Origin of the sequence: Nocardia sp. NPDC019219, assembly GCF_040632645.1 — a bacterium.
In the GTDB taxonomy this organism is placed as follows: domain Bacteria; phylum Actinomycetota; class Actinomycetes; order Mycobacteriales; family Mycobacteriaceae; genus Nocardia; species Nocardia sputorum.
Genome location: NZ_JBEYCG010000005.1, coordinates 281290 through 308234, shown reverse-complemented (window position 1 = coordinate 308234; position 26945 = coordinate 281290). Strand labels below are relative to the sequence as shown.

The following is a 26945-nucleotide window of genomic DNA, read 5'->3' as shown; positions in this document are numbered from 1 at the left end:
CGACGGCATGGGTATGGCTCTGATCCAGCTGGCCGCGCACGCGGGCGCGCAGGTGTGCGCGCCAGCCGCGCTGCGTCGCTGGGCGGAGCACGCGGGCGTTCCGGTGACCCAGATCGATACCTGGCGTAGCCACGGGTTGGGCGAGAGCGTGCGGGCTGCGACCGCGGGGCACGGGGTGGATGTCGTCGTGCACACCCTGGGTGACGGATTCGCGGCGCACGCCTCCGAACTACTGCACGCCGGCGGCCGAGTCGTCGAGATCGTCGACCCGGTGCAGACCGGCGCGATCGACCGTCAGGGCGATGTCGGTCATCGGGCTTTCGATCCCGCCACCCTCGACCCACGGCAGCTCGGCGCTGCCCTCCGCGAGGTGATGGCGCTGTTCGACCAGCGTGCACTGACTGTGCTGCCGCACGCGGTGCACGGGATCGATCGTGCCGCCGAGGCGTTCCGCGCCATGGCGCAACGCGATCATCCCGGCCGCGTCGTGGTGCTGGCCCGAGACGCCGCCGCCGGGCACGGTGACCGGTTGCCCGAAGGCACGTATCTGGTGACCGGAGGTTTCGGCGGCCTCGGTGCCGCGGCCGCGCGGTGGCTGGCCGGCCGCGGCGTCCGGCACATGGTGCTGGTGGGCAGGCGCGCACCGGACGCGGCGGGAGCGCGCCTGATGGAGTCGCTGCGCGCCGCCGGTGTGCGTGTGACGGCGCGGCAGGCGGATGTCGGTGACCGTGCGGCCGTCGCGGCGCTGCTGCAGGGCATCACGGAATCCGGGCTGCCGCCCCTGCGAGGCGTCATCCACTGCGCGGGAGTGCTCGACGACGGCGTGGTGACCGAGCAGACCTGGCCGAGGTTCCAGACCGTGCTCGGACCCAAATACCATGCGGCGCGCCACCTCGACGAACTCACCCGCGACCAGCCGCTGGCACTCTTCCTCACCTATTCGTCCGTGGCGGGCGTGCTCGGCACACCGGGCCAGTCCAACTACGCCGCGGCGAACGCGGCATTGGATGCGCTGGCCTGGCGGCGGCGTGCCGAGGGACTTCCCGCGCTGAGCATCGGGTGGGGGCCGTTCGCCGACGTGGGTATGGCCGCGGGCCGGGCCGACGTCACCGCGCGGCTCGTGCGACGTGGGCTGCCGCCGCTGTACGAGGGGGATGCGGCCACGGCGCTGGATCATCTCGTCCGGTCCGACAGCACCGCTCCGGGCGTCTTCGACTTCGCCCCCGAACGGTGGTACGCGCGGCGAGCGCCGCACGTCACGGCGGCCGCCCCGCTGCCGACTCGACCGGAGACCGCCGACACCCCGGCAACACCCGATGATGTCGCGCCTTGGGAGGCGCTCGTCCAGCGCGTCGCGATGCGGGTACTGGATCGAGCCGGTGCGCTCGATCCCGAGGTGCCACTGCACGACACGGGCGTGGACTCGCTGACGGGGATGGAATTGCGTGCGACACTGGCCGCCGAGGTCGGGATGCCGCTGCCCGCCGGGCTGGTCTTCGACTACCCGACCGTGCGTGAGATCGCGCGGTTCCTGCACCGCAAGGGTGGGTCCGCTCCCACGGCGGCGCAGAACGAGGTCGCCGACCAGGCGCCTGCGCGCGCGTTCACACCGTCGGAAACGTCGTCCTCGGAACAGCCTGCCGAGCCACAGCTTTCGACCGACACGGACTCCGCAAGCGACCAGCCCGACGACGACCCCATCGTCATCGTCGGCATGAGTTGCCGCTTCCCGGGCGGGGTGCGCACGCCAGAGGATTTCTGGGATCTGCTGTGGCACGGCCGTGACGCGATCACCGAGGTGCCGCCGCAGCGTTGGGACATCGACGACTACTACGATCCCGACCCGGCGGCGCTGGGCACGATGTACACCCGTTGGGGCGGGTTCGTCGACGGCGCCGACGAATTCGATCCCGCGTTCTTCGGCATCGGCGCGGCGGAGGCGCGGGCGATGGACCCGCAGCAACGCCTCCTGCTGGAAACCAGCTGGGAGGCGCTGGAGCGCTCCGGCCGCGCGCCCGGTGCGCTGGCGGGCAGCCGCACCGGCGTGTTCGTGGGGCTGTGTTTCAGCGAGTATCCGGCGACGCCGATCCGGGCCGCCGACCCGACCGCGATCGGCGCCTATTCGGTGATCGGTTCGGCGCCGAGCGTCGCGGCCGGTCGCTTGGCCTATGTCCTCGGGCTGCAAGGTCCCGCGATGACGTTGGACACGGCATGCTCGTCGTCGCTGGTGGCGTTGCAGGCGGCCGCGGACGGGCTGCGCGCGGGCCGGTGCGATCTGGCGCTGGTGGGTGGAGTCAACCTCCAGCTGGCCGCGGAGACCACCATCGGCTTCTGCCGTCTGGCCTCGCTGTCGCCCGACGGACGGTCACGGGCGTTCGACGCCGACGCCAACGGCTACGTCCGCGCCGACGGGTGCGGCGTGCTGGTGCTGACCCGATTGTCGCAGGCCCGCCGCCACGGTGATCGGGTGCTGGCCGTCGTTCGTGGCGTCGCGGTCAATCACGACGGACGATCCAATGGCCTCACCGCGCCCAACGGTCCGGCGCAGCAGCGGGTCATCAGCGACGCGCTGGAGCGGGCGGCGCTGCGGCCGGAAGTGGTGGACTACGTCGAGACCCACGGCACCGGCACTCCGCTCGGTGATCCGATCGAGGCCACCGCGCTGGCCGAGGTGTACGGCGCCGACCGTACGCGGCCGCTGCTCATCGGGTCGGTCAAGACCAACATCGGGCATACGGAGGCGGCGGCCGGTGTCGCGGGAGTCATCAAGGCCGTGCTCATGTTGCAGCACCGCCGGATTCCGCCGAGCCTGCACTTCCGGACACCGAACCCGCTGATCGACTGGGCCGGGCTGCCGTTGGAAGTCGTGCGCGAGGGCCGGGAGTGGCCGCGCACCGATCACGATCCGGCGATCGGCATCAGCTCCTTCGGGATGAGCGGCACCAACGCGCACGTCGTACTGGCTCAGGGCGATCCGGCGCAGGCGCCGCGCACTGATGCACCGGGCGCGCAGCTGCTCGTCCTGTCCGCACGCGACCGGACCGCCCTCGCCGACACCGCCGAGAACTGGGCAGACGAAATCTCCTCGGAGCGTGCGTCGTTCGGCGATCTGGCCTACACCGCCGCGACCGCGCGGACCCATTTCGAAGAGCGGCTCGCGGTGGTCGCCGATACCGGCGCGGCGGCCGCGCGGCAGCTGCGGGACCGCCCGCCGACGCTGATCCACGGCCGCGTGGAACGAACGGCACGGGCGAAGGTGGCGCTGCTGTTCACCGGACAGGGATCGCAGTACCCAGGCATGGCGCGCGAGCTGTTCGACTCCGAACCGGTCTTCCGGGACGCGCTGCGGAACTGCGACGCCGTGCTCGGACCGATCGCGGACGGGATCGGGCTGGTCGAGGCCCTCTACGGCGACCACGGTCCGGAGCTGTTGCGGCAGACGGCGTTCACCCAGCCGGTGCTGTTCGCCGTCGAGTGGGCGCTGTGGGAGCTGTGGCGGGGATGGGGGATCGCCCCGGCCGCGGTGCTCGGGCACAGCGTCGGAGAATACGTCGCCGCCTGCGCCGCGGGCGCGATGACCATGGCGGACGCCTTACAGCTCGTCGCCGTGCGCGGACGGCTGATGCAGCGGTTGCCGGACGGTGGCGCGATGATGGCCGTCGACGCTCCCGCCGAGCAGGTCTCGCCCTTGGTCGCGCGGTACGAGCCCGCGGTGTCGATCGCGGGTTACAACGGACCGGCCCAGGTGGTGATCGCCGGACCGCAAGCCGCGCTCGACCGGCTACGAGACGAACTGGCGGCCAGCGGTTTCCGGTCCGCCGCCCTCACCGTGTCGCATGCTTTCCACTCCGCGGCGATGGATCCGATCCTCGACGACCTCGCCCTCGCGGCGGCCAAGGCGACGATGACCGATCCAGCGATACCGCTCGTGTCCAATCTCACCGGTGCACCGCTGGGGGTGGGTGAACTCACCCCGGAGTACTGGGCACGGCACGCGCGCCAGCCGGTGCGGTTCGCCCAGGGGATGCGGGCCATGGCCGAGCTGGGCATCGGTGACTTCCTGGAAATCGGTCCGCAGCCGACGTTGTCGGCGCTCGGCGGGCGCGTGCTGGGCGACTCGGCACGGTTCGTCGCGTCGCTGCGCCGGGGCCGCGGTGACCGCGAGACGATGATGACCGCGCTCGGACAGCTGTATGTCGCGGGTGTGCCGGTGGATTGGGAGCAGGTGCACCGGCCGCACGAACGACGACGGGTGCTCGCCCCGACCTATCCGTTCCAGCGGCAAAGCTATTGGGTCGAGCAGGGATCCGCCGCCTTCGCGGTATCGGACGCTTCGGCTGCCGGGCGACCGGATCGTGCGATGCGTTCCGGAGACGCACATGCGGGCGTCGCACCCGCACGATCCGGTGAGGTTTCACCACGACCCGACGAGGCGCCGCTCGCTGATTCCAGCACCGTGCTCTCCGAGCGCACGACTATCGCGGGTAGCACGCCGTCGGTGTCGGATGCGAGGCTCGCCGCGCTGCCCGGAGGTGCGCTCTCGGACCACCGTGGGCAGCCGGGAGACCTCGGCACGCTTTCGGAGGCCACTGCCGTCGCCGAGGCGTCCGTTCCGGCGCGGCCGGGCGTTCTGCGTGTCCCGAGCGGCGCTGTCCCTCCGCACGGGGACGTTTCAGCGAGACCGGAAGGTGCTGCGGCTTCGACCGCCGACCGGTTAGACAGCGGCGCATCGGTTTTCGATCTGATACTCGCCCCGGAGTACCCGAGTTACCTGGCCGACCACGTCGTGGACCGCGCTGTCGTCGTACCCGGCGCATGGTTCGTCGCGACCATCGCCGACAAGGCGCGCTCTCTCCTCACCGGTGAGGTAATCGCGATCGATGACCTCGTGATCACCCACGGACTCGCCCTGACCGGCCCGCAAACGGTGCGCGTGGGCTTCGAGCCGATCTCCAACGGGTTGGCGGTGCGGGTGACGACCGCAGGGTCCGGCACGCACGCGCGCGCTCAGGTCCGTACCGCGGCGCAGCGGATCCCGGACGGCGCGGGCTTGGCCGAGGTCCTCGGCAACTGCCGGGAACACCTCACCGCGGCGGCCTTCTACGAGCTGCTGGCCGGAGCGGGCCTGCCGTACGGACCGGCGTTCCGCCGCGTCACCGACGTGCGCTTCGGCCGGCAGGAGGCCCTGGTCACGTTGGCGGACCCGGAGACCGGGACCGGCACCGCGCCGGTGCATCCCGTACTGCTGGACGCGGCGTTCCAAGCCACCTACGCGGCGATGTCACCGCGCGCCGAGCAGCAGACGTGGGTGCCGTTCGCGGTGGACCAGGTGCTCGTCTCGCTGGCCGCGGGCACCGTTCGATTCGGCCATGTGCGCGTCGTCGAGCAGACGCCACAGCTGTGCGTCGCCGATGTTCGACTGCTCGACGAGGAGGGTAACCCGGTGCTGGTCGCGAACGGATTGCGAGTGATGCCGACCCCTACACCACACTCGGGCGGGCAGCCGTCCCGCGCGCTGCACGAGCGGTTCCTGGCGGACACCTATCGCATCGACTGGCAGGAGGCCGACTCCGCGCTCCCGGCCTCGGCGGCCGGACGCTGGCTGATCATCGGCGCGTCCGGTGACTTCACCGACGGGCTGGCCGACGCCTTGCGGGCGCGCGGCGGGGAGTGCGTACTCGCCCGGCCCGGCCACGGTTTCGCGTTCCGCGCGGACGACGAGTTCGAGGTCGACCTCGGCGTACCCGCGGCGGTGCGCGCGCTGCTGGGCGCGGTGCGCGACGGACGCGCACCGTTGCGCGGGATCGTCTCGGCGATCGCGCTCTCGGCCGACGACTCGCCAGCGCCGGTCGTCGCCGAACGCCTGGTGGTCGGCGCTGTACACCTCCTGCAGGCCGCGGCGGCGGCCGGGGAACCCGCGGTATGGCTGGTCACCCGGCACGGGCAGCGCGTCGGTTCCTCCGATCCGGTGGCGCCCCAGCAGTCCGCGCTGTGGGGCTTCGCCCGCAGTGCGCAGCTCGAGCACCGCGAAATGGGCTGTCGCGTCCTGGATCTCGACCAGATGACCGATGCCGGAACCGTCGCCGAGGCACTCGTCGTACCCGACGCCCCACGCCAGCTCGCGCTGCGCCAGGGACGTCGTCGTGTGCCGCGGCTCGTGCCGGTGCGAGCCGTGCCGGACGAGTCGGCTTCCGGAGCGGGACAGACCGTGCTCATCACGGGTGGCCTGGGCGGGGTCGGCTTGCGACTGGCCCGCTGGTTCGTCGACCGGGGGTGGCCGGAGCTGGTGCTCGCGGGGCGCTCGGCGCCGGACGCGCGAGCCCGGTCGGTCATCGCCGAACTGCGGGAGCGTGGCGCCCGGATCCGGGTGCGGTCGCTCGACGTCGCCGATCGCGACGCCGTCGCGGCCACGCTGGCGTGGATCGACCGCGAGCTGCCGCCGCTGGCCGGCGTGGCGCATCTGGCCGGGGTGCTGGACGACGGCGTGATCGCCGAGCAGACGGCCGCGCGGGTCGGGCACGTCCTCGCCCCGAAGACGTTCGGGGCATGGCACCTGCACGAACTGACGGCGGGTCGCTCCCTGCGTTTCTTCCTGTTGTTCTCCTCGGCCGCGGCGGTGGTCGGCTTGCCCGGCCAGACGAGCTACGGCGCCGCGAACGCCTTCCTCGACGGCTTGGCCGAGTCGCGCGACCTCTCGGGCTCGCCCGCGCTGTCGATCGCGTGGGGTCCCTGGGCGGACACCGGAATGGTCGAACAGCTCGACATCGGCGCCGTACAGCGGCTGGCCCGCCGTGGGTACGGAATGCTGCGCCCCGCGCAGGCTTTGGACACGCTCGCCCGCCTGATCAGTTCCCCGGCGCCGACGGTCACGGCGATGCCGCTCGTGCTCGCGGGAACGACCGGTGTCGACGCGCCGGACGTGTTGCTGGATTTCGCCGCGCCCGTCGAAAACGTCGCCGCGGCAATGCCTACCGCCGATCTGTCCGACAGGATGGAGGCTCTCGTGCGGCGCTGCCTTGGGTTGGCACCCGGTGACGATCTGGATCGTCCGCTGCACGAACTCGGGCTGGACTCGGTAGCGGCGCTCGAGGTCCGCGACGAACTGTCGCGCTCCAGCGGTCACCGCCTGCCCGCCACGCTGGCTTTCGAGTACCCCACCCCGCGCGCGGTGGTCGGCCTGCTGGTGCGGCTCGGCTCCGCCGACAAGCCGTCCGCGCCGCCGCCGGTCGAGAGCCGTGGCGATTCCTCCGATCGGACGGCGGCGCGGACGCCCGCGACGTACTCCGCGGGCACTTCGACCGCATCGAACGGAGCCGTAGCTGCTCGACCGCAGGCTGCGAGCAACGATCTCGCCGCGCACACCGACGGGCCGGGCGCCAATGGTGCGTCGATCGCGGTCGATCGCCCGCTCATGAACGACAGTCCGTCCGCACCCCAGCCGAGGACCCGGCACGCTTCGCACACCCCGGCGGCCCCTGCTGCGGCCGACGCCTCGTCCTCCGGCCACCCCACCGGCCCGGTAGGGGATATCGCGATCGTGGGCGTCAGCGGGCGCTACCCGGGTGCGAAGGGTCTCGACGAGTACTGGCGGGTGCTGGTCGAGGGACGGGACTGCGTGACCGAGATCCCGCGTGAGCGCTGGGATCACACCCGCTATTTCGTTCCCGACCGCAACAACCCGTTCACCGCCTACACCAAATGGGGCGGATTCCTGGACGACGTCGACTGCTTCGACCCGCTGTTCTTCGCGATCTCCCCGCGCGAGGCGGAGATCCTGGACCCGCAGGAGCGGCTGTTCTTGCAAACCGCCTGGGCCGCACTGGAAGACGCCGGGCACTCCCGCGCCGATCTGGCGCGCGGTGGCCTGCGCCCGGAACAGGCCGGTGTGTTCGTCGGCGTCATGTGGGGCACCTACCAGATGTTCGGGGCCGAAGAGTCCCGGCTCGGGCGCGGCACGCTGCCCGGATCGACGTTCTGGAGCATCCCCAACCGCGTCTCACACGCCCTGGACTTCCAAGGGCCGAGCATGGCGGTGGACACCGCCTGCTCGTCCTCGCTGACCGCGCTGCACCTGGCCTGCCAGAGCATCCGCACCGGCGAATGCAGGCTGGCGGTGGTCGGCGGCGTCAATCTGTCGCTGCACCCCTACAAATTCGTCGCCCTCAGCCAAGGGCAGTTCGCCTCCACCGACGGCCGCTGCCGCTCCTTCGGCGCGGGCGGCGACGGATATGTGGCCAGCGAGGGTGTCGGCGCGATGGTGCTGCGGCCACTGGCCGACGCCGAAGCCGACGGCGACACCATCTACGGGGTCATCAAGGGTTCGGCGATCAATCACGGCGGCCGCGTCAACGGGTTCACGGTGCCCAATCCCGACGTGCAGGCGGCGGTGATCCGTTCCGCGCTGCGCGCCGGCGGTGTGGATCCGGCGTCGGTGTCCTACATCGAAGCGCACGGCACCGGCACCGCCCTGGGCGATCCGATCGAAATAGCGGGTCTGGCCAAGGTTTTCGCTCATTCGGGAGTGTCCGAACTGCCGATCGGTTCGGTGAAGTCCAATGTCGGCCACCTCGAGGCGGCGGCCGGTGTCGCGGCGCTGACGAAGGTGCTGCTGCAAATGCGCCATCGGACCATCGCGCCGTCCTTGCACGCCACGCCGCCCAACCCGAATATCGACTTCGCGGCCACACCGTTCCGGATCCCGGCCCAGCCGCTGCCCTGGCCCGGCGGCGATCCGGCGCGACCGCGCCGGGCGACGGTGAGTTCGTTCGGCGCGGGCGGGGCGAACGCGAACGTGGTGATCGAAGAGTATGTCGACCGCAGGCCGGAGACCCGGTTCAGCGGCGGGCAGGTCGTCCCGGTCTCCGCACGCGATCGCGAGCGCCTCGCGGAGTACGTGGCCGCACTCGACGGTTACCTCGCCGCACAGCAGCCGAACCTCGCCGATCTGGCCTACACCATGCAGGTGGGCCGTCAGGCGGGCCGCGCTCGCGCCGCGTTCGTCGCACGGGACCTCGACCAGTTGCGCGCCGCCGTCCGCGCGTGGGTCGAGGACGCACCCGGCGCCAGGGCGTGCCGGGAAGCGGGGGAGGACTCCCGGACCGCGCGCTGGCTCGGCGGCGGCGACATCGACTGGGCGACCGTTCGCGACCCCGGACCTCGACGCCGCATTCCCGCGCCCACGTATCCGTTCGCGCGTGAGCGGTATTGGATTCCGGACGTCACGCCTGCGCCCGAGTCCGATTCCGCGCCGACCTGGCAGAGCGCTCCGAACACGGAATCCGTTGCCGCGCCGCAGGTCACGCCGAGTCGGCAGGCCGGAGCGGGCACCGACCCGGTGGCACAGTCCGCACTCGAGCAGTCCACGTCCGGGTCCGACCTCACGTCGCTGCCACAACCATCAGCGGCGAATCTCGCCCTCGCGCCCCAGCCTGCTCTCGATCCGAGGTATGCGCGCACGCCGGAATCGCCGCAACTCGCGTCAGGGCAATGGTCCGACGCCGCGCTGCCGCCACTTCCGGCGGACCGGTCGGCAGCGGAACCCGGGTCGCCGCAATCCGCGTCGGCCGGGTGGCCCGCACCCGCTCAACAGCATGCGCCGACCCGGCGAGCCGCCTCGCCGGAACGTCGATTGCTGGTTCCGGTCTGGCGGGAAGCTCCGCTGCCCTCCGGTGACCTGCGTGATCGCCGCGCGTTGGTTGTATACGACACGCGCACCCCGCAGCCGCTGATCGAAGCACTCGTCGCCGCGGTGGGCGATCCCCGCCGTCTGGTGCGGCTGTCGGACTTTCCGGGAGCCCTGCACCGTGACGACTTCGGCGCGGGCGCCGCGCTCGGCCGGGAGCTGGCGGCGCGCTATCCCAGCACCGACTGCGTGCTCGACGTGTGTGACCTCGCCCCCGCGCCGGCGGGCCGGCCCACCGGCGACCTCGGCCGGATGGGGCTGTACCAGGGTGTGATCGAGGCGCGCACCGGTTCGCTCGTGCTGGTGCACGTCGCCGCGGGACATCCCGGCGCCGACGGACCGGAGTCGGCGCCGCTGGGCGGTCTGGTCGCGGCGCTCGCCGAGGAGATCCGGGACGTGCGCACCCGCAGCGTCCACGTGGTCGCCGAGCGCGCGGCGGTGTGCGCCGATCCCACCCGATTGCTGGCGATCCTCGGCGCGGAGTGCGGCGAGGACAGCGCCCCGCGGGTGCGGTACCGCAACGGAAGACGCGAAGCCGTCGAACTCGCCGACGCCACGCCACGCGCCGGTCTCGTGGTGGACCCCGCTCGCACCTATGTGGTGACCGGCGGTACCCGTGGGCTCGGCGCGGAGTTCGCGGCGGCGCTGGTCGAACGCGGAGCACGCCGCTTGGCCGTCCTCGGCCACGAAACGCTGCCGCCGGAACCGGACTGGGACCGGGTCGCCGCAGGTACCGGGCCCGTGGCCGACAAGGTGCGGCGGTTGGTCGCGTTGCGCGATCGCGGCGTCGCGGTGCGGACCTACTTCGGCAGCCTCGCCGACGACACGGCGTTGTCCGGCTTCTTCGACCGCGTGCGGCGCGAGCTGGGCCCGATCGCTGGCGTGCTGCACTGCGCGGGCAGCGTGTCGAGCGAGAGCCCGGCGTTCGTGCGCAAGACCGGACCCGCCGTCGCGACCGTGCTCGAACCCAAGCTGGCGGGCACGGCGGTTCTCGCCGACGTACTGGCCGCCGACCGGCCGGATTTCTTCGTGTTGTTCTCGTCGGTGTCGGCGGTGCTGCCCGGTCTGGCGGTGGGCCTGTCGGACTACGCGATGGCCAACGCGCACCTCGACCGCTTCGCCGAAGCGCAGCACGCCCTCGGACGGCCGTATTTCCGGTCGGTCGAATGGCCGTCGTTCCGCGACACCGGATTCGGCGAGGTGACCAGCGCGGCCTATCGGGCCACCGGGCTGCCTGCGCTGAGTGCCGCGGAGGGATTCGAACTGCTGGACGCGGTCCTCGGCCTGCCGGATCCGGTGGTGTTGCCGTACCACGGTGCGGCACTACGGCTTTCGACCCGCACGAGCCGTCCCGCGCCACAGTCTGCCCCGGCGGCGCGGCCCACGGTGGCGAACGGATCCGCGGCGGCGTATCAGGAACTGTTGCGGATCTTCTCCGACGAGTTGAAGCTCGCCCCGGCCCGCTTCGAGGGCGACAAGCGGTTCGAGGAGTACGGCGCGGACTCGGTGCTGATCGCCTCGGCGGTGCGCCGGATCGAGCAGGTCATCGGCCAGCCCTTCGACCCGGCGCTGGTGCTGGAATTCCCGACGCTGGACGCGCTGGCGGGCCTGTTGACTGAGCAGTACCCGGAACGTTTCGCTGCGGACCCGGCCGCGGATCCGCAGCGGACGCCGAGCGATCCGCCGCCCGCGGAACAACCACGGGAGTCGCGCCGCACCACGGCCGCGTGGGCCGCTGATGCCCGTCGCGGCCGGGCCGCCGAGCCGATCGCCGTGATCGGCATCGGTTGCCGCCTGCCGGGCGGGGACACTCCGGACGCGTTCTGGCGTCTGCTCGCCGCCGGCGCCTCCGGCATCCGCGAAGTGGACCCGGCGCGCTGGGACCCCGCCCGCTTCTACCGCCCGACCGGCGGGCCCGGACTGACCAACAGCAAATGGGGTGGGTTCGTCGACGGCATCGATCTGTTCGATCCGGAGTACTTCGGGGTCACCGACGAACTGGCCTGGCAGATGGACCCGTTGCAGCGGTTGCTGCTCGAGACCTCGGTGCTGGCCACCACCGACGCCGGATACCGGCGCGAGGAACTGGCGGGCAAGCGGGTCGGCGTCTACGCGGGCAGCCGGGCGGCGAACTACTTCCACCGGATACCGGTCCCGGACCGGCACACCGTCATCGGCATCGGCCAGAACTTCATCGCCGCGCGCATCTCCGACTATTTCGACTGGCACGCGGGCAACGTCGTGCTCGACAGCGCGTGTTCGTCGTCGCTGCTGTCGGTGCATCTGGCCTGCCAGGCGCTGCGTGCGGGCGAGGTGGACGCCGCGCTGGCCGGCGGGGTGGAGGTGCTGCTCGACGAGATGCCGTTCGTCACCCTGTCGGCGGCGGGCGTGCTGTCGCCGCACGGACGGTGTGCCACGTTCTCCGAGGACGCCGACGGTTTCGTGCCGGGTGAGGGCGCGGCGCTGCTGCTGCTCAAGCGGCTCGACGACGCGCTCGCCGACGGCGATCGGATCTACGCGGTGCTGCGCGGTTCGGCGATCGGCAACGACGGGCACACGATGGGTATCACCACACCGAACATGCGGGCGCAGATCGAGGTGGTCACCGCGGCGCTCGAGGTGGCGGGCATGTCGCCGGACGCGCTGTCGTACCTGGAAGCGCACGGCACCGGCACCATGATCGGCGACCCCATCGAGCTGAAGGGGCTGGCGACCGTGCTGGGCGACCGGTCGCGCGGTCCGGAGCCGTGCGCGGTCGGCAGCGTGAAAACCAATATCGGACATCTGCTTTCCGCGGCGGGCATCGCCGGAGCGGTCAAGACCATCCTGGCCGTGCACCATGCGGCGCTGCCGCCGTCGCTGCACTGCGACAACCTCAATCCGCGTTTCAAGTTCACCGGTTCGCCCTTGCAGGTCAACCGGGAACTGCGCCCGTGGCGGCCTGCCGACGGCAGGCCCCGCGCGGCGGGCGTCAGCTCGTTCGGCTTCGGGGGCACCAATGCCCACCTCGTCGTCGAGCAGGCGCCCGACGGGTACCGGCCGACGCGCCGTCCCCTGGATCCACCCGCATTCCGCAAGAGGAGCTTCATGCTGCCGAGAACGGTTCCCAGCACATCGACGGAGCCCGCGCCGCGGATCGTGGTGCCGATGACGACGAGCGCCCCCGCACCGTCGTTCCTCCGTGTGGAGCCGCTGGTATGAGCGGGATCGACCTGAACAGCTTCGCCACCACCCTGCGGGCCGAGGACCCGGTGGTGCGCGACCACCGGGTGCACGGTGTACGGATCCTGCCGGGCGTGGTGTATCTCGACATGATCCTGCGCGCGGCGATGGCCGCCGGTTACCAGCCCGGTGACCTGACGATCCGGGAAGCGTTGTTCCAGCGTCCGGTCGCCCTCGCCGACGACGGCGCGGCACGCATCGCGTTCCGGGTCGATCGCCCGACCGGCCGGATCGCCATCGACGTACAGCGTTTGGATGCCGCGGGCGTGCCGGTCGGGGCGGTCGAGCTGGTAGCGGAATGCGTTGCCCAGCAGACGGAGTCAGCGGACGAGCCGCAAGGAATCGATGTCACCGGATTCCGTGCGGCGCTGGCGCGCGGTATCGCCGAGATGTATGCCCAAAGCGGGAGCCGGGGTATCGAGCATCGCGCGTTCATGCGCGCCACCGGGCATTTCGCCCGCCGAGACGACGTGGTCACCGCGACGCTGGGTCTCGGCACCGAGGCGGCCGCGCATCTCCCCGGTTTCCTGCTGCATCCCACCTTCTTGGACGCCTCCACGATCGTGCCGTTCATCGACCCGCACCGGCTCGGCGTGGACGACGACAGCGCGTTCATCCCGATCTATTTCGGTGACGTGCGCGCCTGGCGGGCCACTCCCGAGGAGGTCTTCGTGCGGGCCTCGCTGCGCGGTGGGCACGGTGGGGATCTGCTCGAAGCCGAGGTGGCGCTCTACGATCCGGACGGGGCACCGGTGGCGCGGTATCGGCTGACGTCCAAGCGTGTGCGTGGCAGCGCCGACATCCAGCGGTTGCTGACCCAGCCGGAGGCGGCGTCCCCGCAGCGACCGGCCGCGCCCACCGCTGCGGCCGCGGCCGTCCCTCTGGGCGACGCACGTGCGGTGATCGCCGCCGACTTGGCCGCGCTCGTCGCGGGCGAACTCGGCGCCGAGCCCGCAGGCATCGCGACGGACGTGGGGTTCTACGAGCTCGGCTTGGATTCCGGTCGCCTGCTGCGGTTGACCGCGGAGCTGGAGGCGCGGGTCGGTGAGCCGCTCTACCCGACGTTGTTGTTCGAGTACCAGACCATCGAGGCGCTCGCCGGGCACCTCTCCGAGATCGTCGGCGCGAACTACCGGCCCGGTGACACCGCCGTCCCCTCGGCAACGCCTGTTCGAATAGATGCTCACCCAACTGAATCAGTTCCGAACGCAACACAATCGAGTACCAGCGCCAAGACATCGGAAGCAGTCGCCACGCCGGTGGTATCCGCCTCGGTCCCAGCCGTGGACGACCTGATCGCCTTCGGATTCGACTGGGAGCCCGACCCCGCCGCGCACCCACGTCGCGAACCGGCCGCTTTGCTCGTCTTCGATACCGCTGACCACCCTTACCCGCACGGCGCGGCCACGGCCGTCCGCGTTCGCCCCGGCAACGAGTTCGTGGCGGGAACAGACCGGTTCGACGTCGACCCGGCGAACCCAGAACACATGGAGCGGCTGGTCGCTCAACTGGCGTCGCGGCGAGTGCGCTTCGACGCCGCGTTGTATCTGTGGCCCGAAGCGGTGACCGACACCGACCCGCAAGGCTTGATCGAACGGGTGTACCTGCCGCTGCGTGATCTGCTGCGTGCCGCCGCGGCGGCGCCCGAACCGCCGATGCGCCGGATACTCGCTCTCACGCCCGCCACACCCGCAGGTGAATCGACCTGCGCGCTCCTGGGCGGTTTGGCGCGCACCCTGCGGCTCGAGCAGCCACAACCGATCCTGCGGGCCGTCCAGCGCGAGCCCGGCGGTGCGATCGAGAACATCGTGGCCACCGAACTCGGCGTCGACGAACGCGACTCAGCCACCGAGATCCGCTATCTCGGCGGGCGACGCCAGATCCGCCGGTCCCGGCTGCTCGCCGACACCACGCCGAGTTCCGGCGACGCGGTGCCGCGCCCTGGGTCGGTTGTCGTGATCACCGGCGGATTCGGCGGAATCGGCCGGCAGCTGGCCCGCCGCCTCGCCACCGAGTGCGGCGCCCGGATGGTGCTGGTATCGCGCCGCCCGCTCGACGCGGCGGCCGCCGCGCTGCTCGCCGAACTCGGCGACCTCGGCGCGGAAGCGGTGCACGTGCGCGCCGACGTGTCGGTCGCCGCGGATGCCGACCGCGTCGCCGCGATCGCCCACGCCACGTTCGGACCCGTCGAGGTGCTGTATCACGGGGCGGGACAACTGCGCGACGGACTGTTGGCGGGCACCGGCCGTGACGACGCGATATCCGTGCTGGCGCCGAAGGTCTACGGCGTCACGCATTTGACGCGGGCGCTGCCGGAGGTCCGCCTGACGGTGTTGTTCTCGTCGGTCTCCGCAGTGCTGGGCAACCCCGGGCAAGCGGATTACGCGGCGGCCAACCGCTATCTGGACGTCTTCGCCGAACAGCGCGATCAGTCCGGAAGCAGAACCATCAGTGTGGGCTGGCCGCTGTGGGCCGAGGGCGGCATGCGTCCACCCGCCGAACAGATCGCCGCGCTGCGGCGGGCCGGTGTGGGACTGCTGCCGACCGCGACCGGCCTGGACCTGCTGGTGTCCTGTGCCACGCTGAACCGCGCGCACTTGGCCACGGTGTGGGGTGAGCCCGAGGCGCTGCGCGCGCGACTGCAACCGGCAGCCGCACGGCCGACCGCCGCCGTCATCGAGCCCTCGCCGGCTGCACATCGCCGGTCCGTCGCGGAGCCCATCGCGATCGTCGGGATCAGCGGTCGCTACCCGGACGCGGAGGACATCGAGGAGTTCTGGCGGAATCTGCGCGACGGACACGACGCGGTCGGTCCCGTCCCCGCCGAACGCTGGTGGCTCACCGCCGCCGGGGACGCGCCCGGCGCGCCCCCGATGATCGGCGGATTCCTCCGTGACGTAGGCGGTTTCGACCCGCAGTTCTTCCGCATCCCGCCCGTCCAGGCGCCGCTGCTGGACCCCCAGGAGCGGCTGTTCCTGCAGCAGGCGTACGCGGCGCTGGAGCACGCAGGCTACCACCACACCGATCCGGCCGTGCGGGATCGCCGCGTCGGCGTGTTCGTGGGCTCCACCTGGAGCGACTACCGATTGCTCGGGGTCGCGGCCGCCCGCGAGGGCGATCCGGTCGCGGTGGCCTCGATCCCGTCGTCCATCGCCAACCGCACCTCCTACACCCTCGGGCTGCGCGGGCCCAGCATCACCGTGGACACCGCCTGCTCGGCGTCGCTGACCGCGCTGCATCTGGCGCGGCGCAGCCTGCTCGACGGCGAATGCGACGCGGCGCTGGTGGGCGGGGTGAATCTGCTGCTGCACGAGGACAAATTCCGGCTGCTGCACAGCTTGGGCATGATGTCCGACACCGGACGGTGCCGGCCCTTCGCCGCCGCGGCCGACGGTTACGTGCCCGGCGAAGGAGTCGGCGCCTTGTATCTGAAACCGCTGTCGGCCGCCCGCGCCGACGGCGACACCATCCACGGACTGATTCTCGGCAGCGCGGTCAACCACGGTGGCCAGACCTCCGGATACAGCGTGCCGCACCCGGGCGCGCAGGCCGAGGTGATCGGTGAGGCCCTGCGCGCGGCCGGGGTCGACCCCACCGCGATCGACTACCTCGAGGCGCACGGCACGGGGACCCCGCTCGGCGACCCCATCGAAATCGCGGGGCTCGCTGCCGCTTTCGGGAGGTCCCCCGGAGCCGGGCACTCCCGCGCTCTGGGGTCGACGAAGTCGAACATCGGCCACTTGGAAGCGGCCGCCGGTGTCGCGGGCCTGACCCGGGTGCTGTTGCAGATGCGTCACGGCCGGATCGCGCCGACGCTGCACGCCGAACAGGCAAATCCGGCCATCGCGTTCAATTCGGTGCCGTTCCGCCTGCCGCGCGAAGTGCAGGAGTGGCCGCGCCGCACCATCGACGGCGTCGCCGTGGCGCGTCACGCCGGCATCAGCGCGTTCGGCGCGGGCGGCGCCAACGCCCATGTGGTGCTGGCCGAATACCTCGACGACCGCGTTCGCCCGGCCGCCACGGGTGAACCGGAGATCTTCGTGCTGTCGGCGCGCACTCCCGAGCGACTGCGCCGCTACGCCGAGACCATGGCCCGGCACTTCCGCACCCTCGATCCCGCGGATTTCCGCGACGCCGTGCGCACCTTGCAGGTGGGCAGGCCCGCGCTCGCGCATCGTCTGGCGGTCGTCGCGTCCGCACCCGCCGAGGTGGCCGACGCGCTCGACCAGTTCCGCACCGACCAGCTCGGTCCCGTGGTGACCGGCACCGTCGACGCGCAGACCCGGCCGACGCTCTCCGCGCCCACGTCCGACGACCAGGAGCTGGCCCGCCGGTGGGTCGCCGGCGCGGAGGTCGACTGGCGTGGGCGCGGCGGGCCGCTGCGCCGGATCCCGTTGCCCGGCTATCCCTTCGAGCGCACCGATTACTGGATCATCGCACCACCGCGCTCGGGGTTCGACGCCGCGGTGCAGCGGTTCGAGGCGGCCGTCGAGCCTGCGGGCGTCGTGGAGCCCGGCAAGGCCGAACTCGGCCGCTACGCGGCGATGCGGCTGTTCGCCACGCTCGCCGGCATGGGACTCACGCCGGGGGAGTGGACCGCGCGGTCGGTGGACGCGCGCCTGGGCATACGACCCGAGTTCGACCGACTGCGCACCAGCTGCCTGGACATCCTGCGGCGACACGAGCTGGTGCGCTCGCAGGACGGCCGGATCGTGGTTCCCGGCCCGCCACCCGGGACCGGCGGGATGCGCGCCGACCTGCTCGCGCGCTTCCCGGAAACCCAGCCGTATGTGACATTGCTGGACGCCTGCCTGGCCGCGTATCCGCGCGTCCTACGCGGCGAGCTGTCCGCGACGGAGGTGCTGTTCCCCGGCGGCGACCTCGAACTGGTGGGCGCGATCTACCGTGGCAACGCAGCTTACGATTTCACCAACGGCTTGCTCGCCGGGTTGGTGTCGGCGGTAGCGCAGCCGCCGGGCCCGGCGCGGCCGCTGCGCATCATCGAAATCGGCGCGGGCACCGGAGGTTCCACGCACGCGGTACTCGACGCGCTCACCGAGCGCGCGATCGCGTTCGACTACCACTACACCGACGTGTCGCACAGTTTCGTCGCGCACGGACGACGCACCTTCGGTACGCGCGAGAACCTGCGTTTCACGGTGCTGGACATCGAAGCCGATCCGGTAGCGCAGGGATTCCCCGCGCATGAGGCCGACCTGGTGCTCTGCGCCAACGTCCTGCACGCGACGCGGTCGATCGGCACGACGCTGCGCAACGTCCGGCGGCTGCTGGCGCCCGGCGGCGTGCTCGCGTGCACGGAGGCGACCACCGACCTCGAGGTCCTCGCGCTGACCTTCGGGCTGCTGGAAGGCTGGCACGCCTACCGCGATCCGGAGGTGCGGCTTCCGCACTCGCCGTTGCTGTCCGAGTCCCAATGGCAGGCGGCGCTGGCCGCAGCGGGCTTCACCGGGATCCGCTCGTGGGGGCCCGGCCTGTCCACGGATCCGGAGCCGAGTTTCCGTCTGCTCGCCGCGGTCAGCGCCTCCGTTCCCGCCGCCGCGCAGTCTCGCTCGGCGGTCGCCGCCGCCGCGGAACTCGAGCCTGCGGCCGCCGCCGAATTGCACGTCGAGCCTGCGCTCGTCTCCGGTGCGCAGTCTCAGCCGACAGTTGCCGCCGATCCGCAGGTCCAACCCACGGTCGCCGCCGAATTGCAGGTCCAGCCCACGGCTGTCTCCGGCGTGCAGTCTCAGCCGACAGTCGCCGCCGATCCGCAGGTCCACCCCGCGCTTGCCGTGGAGTCGGCCCCCGTCGCGCCGCTCCACCCAGCAGACGCCGCCCGACCAGCGGCCGAGACGCGGACCGAACCCACGGTGGTGACCGCACCTTCACAGCCCGGCACTGCCCAGGCGCTCGAGGCCGAGCTCACCGCCATAGTCGCTGACGGACTCGGCGTGGCACGCAGCGAGGTGCGGGTGGATCTGCCGCTTTCGGAGTACGGGGTCGACTCCATACTCGCGGTGAAGATCATCGACCGGGTCAACGCCCGGTACGGCCTGGCGCTACGCCCGACGGTGGTGTTCGACCATCCGTCGGTACGGCTGCTCAGCGCTCGCCTGGCCCAAGAGGGCGCTGAGGCGACGAGCGCATCCGGGGCACCAGCGCGCGCCCGGACAGCGCCCGTCTCGAACCTGCCGACGCCCGGCACCCGAACCGCCGCCGAGCGGCCCAGCGAGAGGTCGGCATCGATGGACGTCGCCATCATCGGCATGTCCGGGCAGTTCCCGGGCGCGGCGAACCTCGACGAGTTCTGGCGCAATCTCGCCGCCGGGCACGACGCGGTGACCGAGATCCCCGCGACGCGCTGGCCGATCGCCGATCACTTCCGGCCGGGGCCGGCCACACCGGGCAAGACCTACTCCAAGTGGGGCGGCTTCCTCGACGGCGTCGAGCAGTTCGATCCGGCGTTCTTCGACCTGGTGCCCGCCGAAGCCGACTACATGGACCCGCAGCAGCGGTTGTTCCTGGAACACAGCTGGCTGGCCCTGGAAGATGCCGCCATCGACCCGAAGTCGTTGCGGCGCAGCCGGTGCGGTGTGTTCGCCGGGTCGCCGGGGTCGGACTACGCCACCCTGCTGCGCAACAGTGGAACGGTCGGGTCTCATCACCTGTTCACCGGCAACAGCCCGGCCATCCTGCCCGCCCGGGTGGCGTATCACCTGGATTTGACCGGTCCGTGTATCGGGTTGGACACCGCGTGTTCCTCCGCGCTGGTCGCGCTGCACCAAGCCTGCCGCAGCCTCGCTTCGGGCGAGTCGGAACTCGCGCTGGCCGGTGGTGTCGCGGTGTTCGTGACGCCCGAATACCACCTGCTCGCCTCGTCGATGGGCATGCTGTCGCCGCGCGGGCGGTGCGCGAGCTTCGACGCCGACGCCGACGGTTTCGTGATCGCCGAGGGCGTCGGTGTGGTCGTGCTCAAGCCGCTGGCCGCCGCCGAACGCGACGGCGACCCGATCCACGGGGTGATCCGCGGGATCGGCGTCAATCACGACGGCCGCACCAATGGCATCACCGCGCCGAGTGTGCGCTCGCAAACCGAGCTGGAGCTGGCGGTGTATCGCGACGGCGGGATCGATCCGTCCACCATCGGCTACGTCGAAACGCACGGCACGGGGACGCGTTTGGGCGATCCGATCGAAATCGAAGCGCTCACCGCCGCCTTCCGCCGCTACACCGGCACGGTCGGCGCCATCCCGGTGGGATCGGTGAAATCCAATATCGGGCACGCCTCGCACGCCGCGGGCATGGCGAGTCTGTTCAAGGTGCTGCTGGCGATGCGCGCCCGACAGTTGCCGCCGTCGCTGCACGTCGCCGCGGTGAACCCGCTGCTCGGGCTGGCTGATTCACCGTTCTTCGTCAACACCGAACTGCGCGCATGGGACGGTTCACCCCGGCGAGCCGCGATCAGTTCCTTCGGATTCAGCGGCACCAACGCGCACCTGGTGGTCGACGACGCTCCGGCCGTGGCAGCCGCCGGGCCTGCCGCGCCGGGCGCACCGCAGGTCATCGTGCTCTCCGCGCGCAGTACGACCAGCTTGACCCGGATGGCGCGCTCGCTGCGCAGGTATCTGTCCGCGCATCCGGATGCGGTGCTCGCGGATGTCGCGCGCACGCTGGCGTTCGGGCGCAGCGGCTTCGAGCATCGCCTCGCGGTGGTCGCGGACACGGTGGACGCCGTCGCGGCCCGGCTCGCCGCCTTCGCCGAGGGTGATCGGCCCGCCGGGGTCTTCACCGGCACGATCGACGCCCCCGCTGAGCGAACCGGAGCCACTGTGCTGAACGACCCGGCAGCGGCGGCACAGGCGTGGGTCGAAGGGGTTCAGGTCGAATACGCGGGCTGGACCGATCCCGCCGCGCGCCGTATTCACCTGCCTGGGTACGAGTTCGACCGGGAAAGGTGCTGGGCGCCGGAGGTGGGTGCGTCTTCGTCCACGCGGCCGGCTGCGGTCGGGCGCTCGCGGCGAGGGGTCTCCCAACCGGCCGACAGCGAAGCACCGGGCCTCGCCGCGATGCGTGCAACGAGCCCGTCGACCGGCGCGGCACCGCGAAAGCTGCGGGTGTCCGACAGCGCCGAGGGAATGCTTCCCGCCCCGCCCACGGCCGAGCCGGTTCTCGAAAACATCTCGGCACCCTCGGAGATTGCCGACAAGACACCCGCGACGGCTGCTCCGCCCCATGACAGCGTGCTCCGCAACGAAGCCGACCACGCGGCTCACGGATTCACGCCTGATGCCGGATCCACCTCGCCGGGTTCCCTGCCTTTGCGGCAGTCCGCCGAGACCTACCTCAAAGGTCTGCTCGCCGAATACTGCCGACTCGACCCGCAACGGATCCGCACCCGTATCCCGTTGCAGGACTATGGCATCGACTCGGTCCTCATCAGCAAGATGAACGACCGGCTGGAAACCGATTTCGGCCCGCTGCCCAGCACCCTGTTCTTCGAATACCAGACCGTCCGCGACCTCGCGGGCTATCTCGCCGACGAGCACGCGCCGCACCTGGCCGCGCTCACCGATTCGAAGCCGGAGACGACCTCATCCGGCGACGTCGTCGCACCCGCGCACACGGCGGCCTCCACCTCCGCGCCCGACAGCGCGGACGACGCCGAGGACATCGCCGTCATCGGCATGGCGGGCAAGTTCCCGATGGCGGGGGACATCGACGAGTTCTGGGCCAACTTGGTCGCCGGCCGCGACTGCATCGTCGAGGTCCCACCGCAACGCTGGGACCACCGCGAATACCTCTCCGACGACCCGGACGAACCCGGCACCACCTACGCGCGCTGGGGCGGATTCCTCGACGACGTGGACAAGTTCGACGCCCGCTTCTTCGGCATCACCCCCAAGGACGCCGAGGAGATGGACCCGCAGCAACGGCTGTTCCTGGAGACCTCCTGGGCCGCGCTGGAAGACGCGGGTTACTCACCGGATCGCGTGCGCCGCAGCGCCGCCGCACGCGGCCTGCCCGATGCCGGAGTCTTCGCCGGGGTGGGTTACGCCGAATACCAGGCGTTCGTCGGCGTGCCGATCTCGGGATACTTCGCGGTGGCGAACCGGGTCTCCTACCACCTCGGGTTCAACGGCCCCAGTCTCGCGGTGGACACGGCGTGCTCGGCGTCGCTGACCGCGCTGCATCTGGCATGCGAGAGCCTGCGCCGCGGCGAAGCGGCCTACGCCCTGGCCGGCGGGGTGAACGTGTCGATCCACCCCGGCAAATACCTGCTGCTGGGCTACGGCCGCTGGGCATCCACCGACGGCCGCTGCCGATCGTTCGGAGCGGGCGGTGACGGCTACGTGCCGGGCGAGGGGGTGGTCACCCTCGTGCTCAAACCGCTGCGGCATGCCCGCGCCGACGGTGACCGCATCCACGGGGTGATCCGGGGCAGCACGCTCAACCACGGCGGACGCACGAACGGTTTCACCGTCCCCAACCCCGTCGCCCAAGCCGATCTCATCGGCCGGGCGCTGACCGCGGCGCGCGTCGACGCGGGCGACATCGGCTATGTGGAGGCCCACGGCACCGGGACCGCGCTGGGCGATCCCATCGAGATCGCGGCGCTGACCAAGGCGTATCGCCGCTCGACGGCCGAGCGCGGCTACTGCGGCATCGGCTCGGCGAAATCCAGTGTGGGGCATCTGGAGGCAGCGGCGGGCGCGGCGGGCGTGGTCAAGGCGCTGCTACAACTGCGCCACGACACCATCGCACCCAACCTGCACAGCGACCCGCCGAACCCGGGAATCGACTTCGCGGCGACACCGTTCCGCGTCATCGATCGGCCCACGCCGTGGCCGCGCCTCGATGACGGGGGCCCGCGCGTCACCGCCGTCAGCTCGTTCGGCGCGGGCGGATCGAACGCCCACCTGATCCTCACCGACGCCGAGCCAACCGCACCGACCCCAGAGGACGGACGACCGAGGATCGTGGTGCTGTCGGCGCGCGACGCCGACCGGCTCGCGGAACTGGCCGCCCGCACCGCCGACCGGCTGCGCGACCACCCGCTGTCGCTGCCCGACGTGGCGTGGACGCTGGCCGTCGGCCGGGCCGCGTTCGACCATCGCCTCGCGGTGGTGGCCACCTCCACCGCCGAACTGGTCGCCTTGCTCGACAGCACCGCCGATTCCAGCGCGCCCGCACCCGCTGAGGGGCTGCTGGTCTTCCACGGCGTGGCCCGCACCCACCGCGACCTCGACGAACTGCCCGGCGAGTCGGACGCCGAGCGCGCCGAAGTGCGCGCGCTGCTGCGCTCGGGCAACCTGCCGCGGGTGGCCGAGCTGTGGGCCGGTGGATGGACTGTGGACTGGGAACAGGGCTACGAGCAGCCCTTCGGCCGGATCGTCGGCCTGCCCGGTTACCCGTTCGCGCGGCGCAGGTTCTGGATCGTGCCCGCGGACTATCGCCGGCGCACGAACCCGACCGCGCAGGTGGTCGCGAAAACGGTCGTCGCGCAGGAGACGGAAGTGCCGCAGGCGCAGCTGCGCAACGGGCATGCCACCAATGGCAGTGCGCAGCAGGCTATTCCGAGTGAACCGGTCGAGACGCCTGCGGTCGTTTCCCCCGAACCGGCCGGCACCGAGCCGTCCGGCGACGAATCCGACAGCGCGTTGCGCGATCGGCTCGCCGAGCACATCCGCGACATCTTCGCCGATCTGACCAAGACCGACCCGGACGATCTCGATCTCGACGCCGAGTTCGCCGACTTCGGGTTCGACTCGGTGGCCACCGTCCGAATGCTCAACCGCCTGATGAAGCACTACGACGTCAAGATCCCGGCGGAGTCGACCGAGCTGTATCCGACCATCGCGTCGCTGTCGGGCTACCTGGTGGACGAAGGGATCATCACCGGCGCGGCGCAGGAGGGGCCGCGCCCCACCACGGTCGCCGCGGCCACGGCTGCGCAGCAGGACATCCCCGTAGTGACCATGGACGCCCCGATCCCGGTGCGGTCGGTGTTCATCACCGGCGTCACCGGTGTGCTGGGCGGCAAGCTGCTGCACGATCTGCTCACCCGCACCGATGTGCGGGTGACCTGCCTGGTGCGCGGCAAGACCGTGGCCGCGGCCGAGCGCCGGATCAAGCACTTCCTCGGCACCTACGATCCGGAAGCGACCCTGGACGAGGCGTTCGCCGAACGCGTCACCACGGTGCTGGGCGACGTCTCCAGTGAACGACTGGGCCTGGACGAGGTCACCTGGCGGCGCCTGGCCGACGACGTGGACCTGACCATCCACGCCGCGGGCCGCACCACCTTGGTCACCTTCTACGACGCGCTGGCCCCGATCAACGTCGAAGGCACCCGCCGCGCCGTGGAATTCGCGCTCAGTTCGCGCGGCAAGTACCTGCTGTACGTGTCGAGCTTCAGCGCGCTGGGCGACCGGCTCAACTTCAACAACCCGCCGTTCACCGAGCGCGACCTCGAACTGGGCCAGGGTTACGACCATCTGCCCTATCAGCAGACGAAGTACGAGTCGGAGAAACTGATCCGGGCGGCGAGCGAGCGCGGGCTGCTGTGGGACATCGTGCGCCCGGGCAACATCATGGGCGACAGCCGCACCGGCCGTTACCCGTTCTCCGAGGTCAGCGTCAAAGGCGCGTACTACGACATCCTCAAGACGATGATCGAGACCGGCGAGACGATGCTGACGCCGGTGCACTGGGACATCACCCCGGTCGACTACGTCAGCGCCGCGATGGTGCACATCGCCACGCAGCGTCCCACCTATCGCGAGACCTACCACCTGACCAATCCGGACATCCGCCGCTATTACGACGTGGTGCGCTATGTCCAGCGCGCCGGGTACGAAGTGGAGCTGGTGCCGCTCGAGGAATTCCACCGCAGGGCCACCGACCGGCAGATCTACCGGCTGGGCACCGACGACGTCTACGACAGCCAGACCTTGGAGATGTTCAAGTACGGCATCGAGTTGTTCGGCACGATCCACTACGAGGAGAGTTCCTACGCCGACTGCGCCTACACCCGGCGAGTACTCGGCGCGGCGGGCATCGACTGCCCGCCGACCGAGGAACTGGTGCGGACCTACCTCACGCACTGCGCCGAGGTGGGCTACATCCCCGCGCCGCGCGGGGCCGAGCCGACCGCGGAGGTGCTGCGATGAGCGCCGAGTGCACAGTCGTCTTCCCAGGGCAAGGCGCCCAGCGGACCGGGATGGGAGCGGACTTCTGCGCCGAATTCCGCGTCGCACGCGACACGTTCACCGAGGCGAGCGACGCGGTGGGCGAGGACCTGCTGCGGATCTGCACCGAGCGGGATCCGCGACTGCATCGCACGGAGTACACCCAGCCGTGCGTGCTGACGATGGAGATCGCCGCCTATCGAGTGCTGGCAACCGAATTCGACAGCAAGGCAGTGTCTTTCGGCGGACACAGTCTCGGCGAGTATGCCGCGCTGGTCGCGGCGGGCGTCTTCGAACTCGCCGACGGGGTCCGGCTCGTGCGCACGCGGGGCGCGCTGATGCAACGCGCGGTGCCGGAGGGCGCGGGTGCGATGGCCGCCCTCATCCTGCCGGGCATCACCGGCGCCGGGGTGGCCGAACTGGTGGCCGAGGCGGGCGCCGAGGTGGCCAACGACAATTCGACCGACCAGCTGGTCATCAGCGGTACGCGCGACGCGATCGCGGCCGCGCGCATCCTGCTCGCCGAACGTCATCCGGATCTGCGGTTCGTTGCGCTGCGGGTGAGCGCGCCGTTCCATTCCCGCTGGATGCGCGGCATCGAGGCCGAATTCGCCGGGCACCTCGCCGACTGCGCGCCGCGCATGCGCGCCGAGCGCGCGGTCGCGGTGACCTCGAACTACACCGGGGAGTTCCACCAGCCCGAAACTCTCGCCGAGCATCTGGTCCGCCAGATCTCCGCGCCGGTGCGCTGGACCGCGAACATGCGCGCACTACTGCGCGCGAGCACACCGCGCTACGAGGTCGGTCCGTCCGCGCCGCTGTCGAAGTTCTTCGCGACGCTGGATGCGCCGGTGTCCCGGATCGCGACGGTCGGTGATCTGCGTGCCCTCCTCGAGGAATCGGCCCCGACCACCACTGGCGCCGCGACTCCTCCGGATTCGGCGGCACCACCGGCCGTCCCCGGGCTCGGAAGCATCCCGGCCGACAACGTCGCCGCACCGGTGACACCTCCGGCCACCATCGAACCGGAACCCGCTGCGGTAGTGATCGCTCCGGCTGCGGTCGCAACGTCGGCCGCCCCCGTCGCATCGCACCCGGCCGAGACGGGCGGGCTGACCATCCATCGCAAGACCGCTGGCGCCCCGGCCCTGCGGTTGTTCTGCTGGCCGTTCGCCGGCGGCAAAGCCGCCGCCTACACCCCGTGGCGGCGCAGCCTGCCCGACTGGGTGGAGCTCTGCGTGATCGAACTGCCCGCCCGGCAGCGGCATCTGGCGCAGACACCGATCCGCCGCTTCGCGGACCTCGTCGACGTCGCGCTGGCCCAGGTGCTGCCCCTGACCGAGCTGCCGTTCGCATTCTTCGGCCACAGTCTCGGCGCGCTGACCGCCTACGAAGTCGCCCGCCGTCTGCCCGCGGGCGTCGCGCCGCGGGCGCTGTTCCTCGGCGGCGCGGTGGCCCCGCACCTACCGAGGCCCGGCCGTTTGTCGCAACTGCCGGATCACGAGTTCGCCGCCGCGGTCGGCCATTACGGCGGGATCCCGCCGGAGGTGCGTGAGACGCCGGAGGTGATGGCGCTGTTCCTGCCCGCGCTGCGCAGCGACTTCGAGATCTTCGACGACTACCGTTTCGCCCCCGCCGCCGCCCCGACGTGCCCGGCCCACCTGTTCGGCGGCCGCGACGACCGCCAGGTCGCGGTCACCCAGTTGGAGGCATGGCGCGACGTCCTGCCGGGGCTGCGCTCCACCGAGCTGCTGCCCGGCGGCCATTTCTTTCTCGTCGAGCAGCGCGCCGCGCTGCTCGCCTCGCTCGCGGACAAGCTCGCCGCTGTCCGCCCCGACGCGGTACCCGCCTGA

Annotated in this window: 3 protein-coding genes (1 of these 3 running past the window's edge); all 3 read left to right on the top strand. The window is 71.4% G+C overall.

Annotation, left to right across the window (positions count from 1 at the left end):
* Tightly spaced (each overlapping or abutting the next), the 3 genes in view from ABZ552_RS12820 to ABZ552_RS12810 form a layout consistent with a single transcriptional unit that may run on beyond the window.
* Window positions 1-12883: the 3' portion of an SDR family NAD(P)-dependent oxidoreductase gene (locus tag ABZ552_RS12820; RefSeq protein ID WP_357437104.1), read on the top strand. The gene continues 8594 nt to the left of window position 1, outside the view; only the last 12883 of its 21477 coding nucleotides appear in the window; its start codon lies beyond the left edge, outside the window; it ends in the stop codon at window positions 12881-12883.
* Window positions 12880-25074 carry a thioester reductase domain-containing protein gene (locus ABZ552_RS12815; protein ID WP_357437101.1) on the top strand — a complete coding sequence of 4065 codons (12195 nt, stop codon included), beginning with the start codon at window positions 12880-12882 and terminating at the stop codon, window positions 25072-25074. The genes ABZ552_RS12820 and ABZ552_RS12815 overlap by 4 nt, the downstream gene beginning before the upstream one ends.
* Complete coding sequence (locus ABZ552_RS12810; RefSeq protein ID WP_281918571.1) at window positions 25071-26945, top strand: thioesterase domain-containing protein; 1875 nt, start codon at window positions 25071-25073, stop codon at window positions 26943-26945. The genes ABZ552_RS12815 and ABZ552_RS12810 overlap by 4 nt, the downstream gene beginning before the upstream one ends.

Coding starts and splice junctions, on each gene's coding strand:
- ABZ552_RS12815 (WP_357437101.1), top strand. CDS start 12,880: ATGAGCGGGATCGACCTGAACAGCTTCGCCACCACCCTGCGGGCCGAG.
- ABZ552_RS12810 (WP_281918571.1), top strand. CDS start 25,071: ATGAGCGCCGAGTGCACAGTCGTCTTCCCAGGGCAAGGCGCCCAGCGG.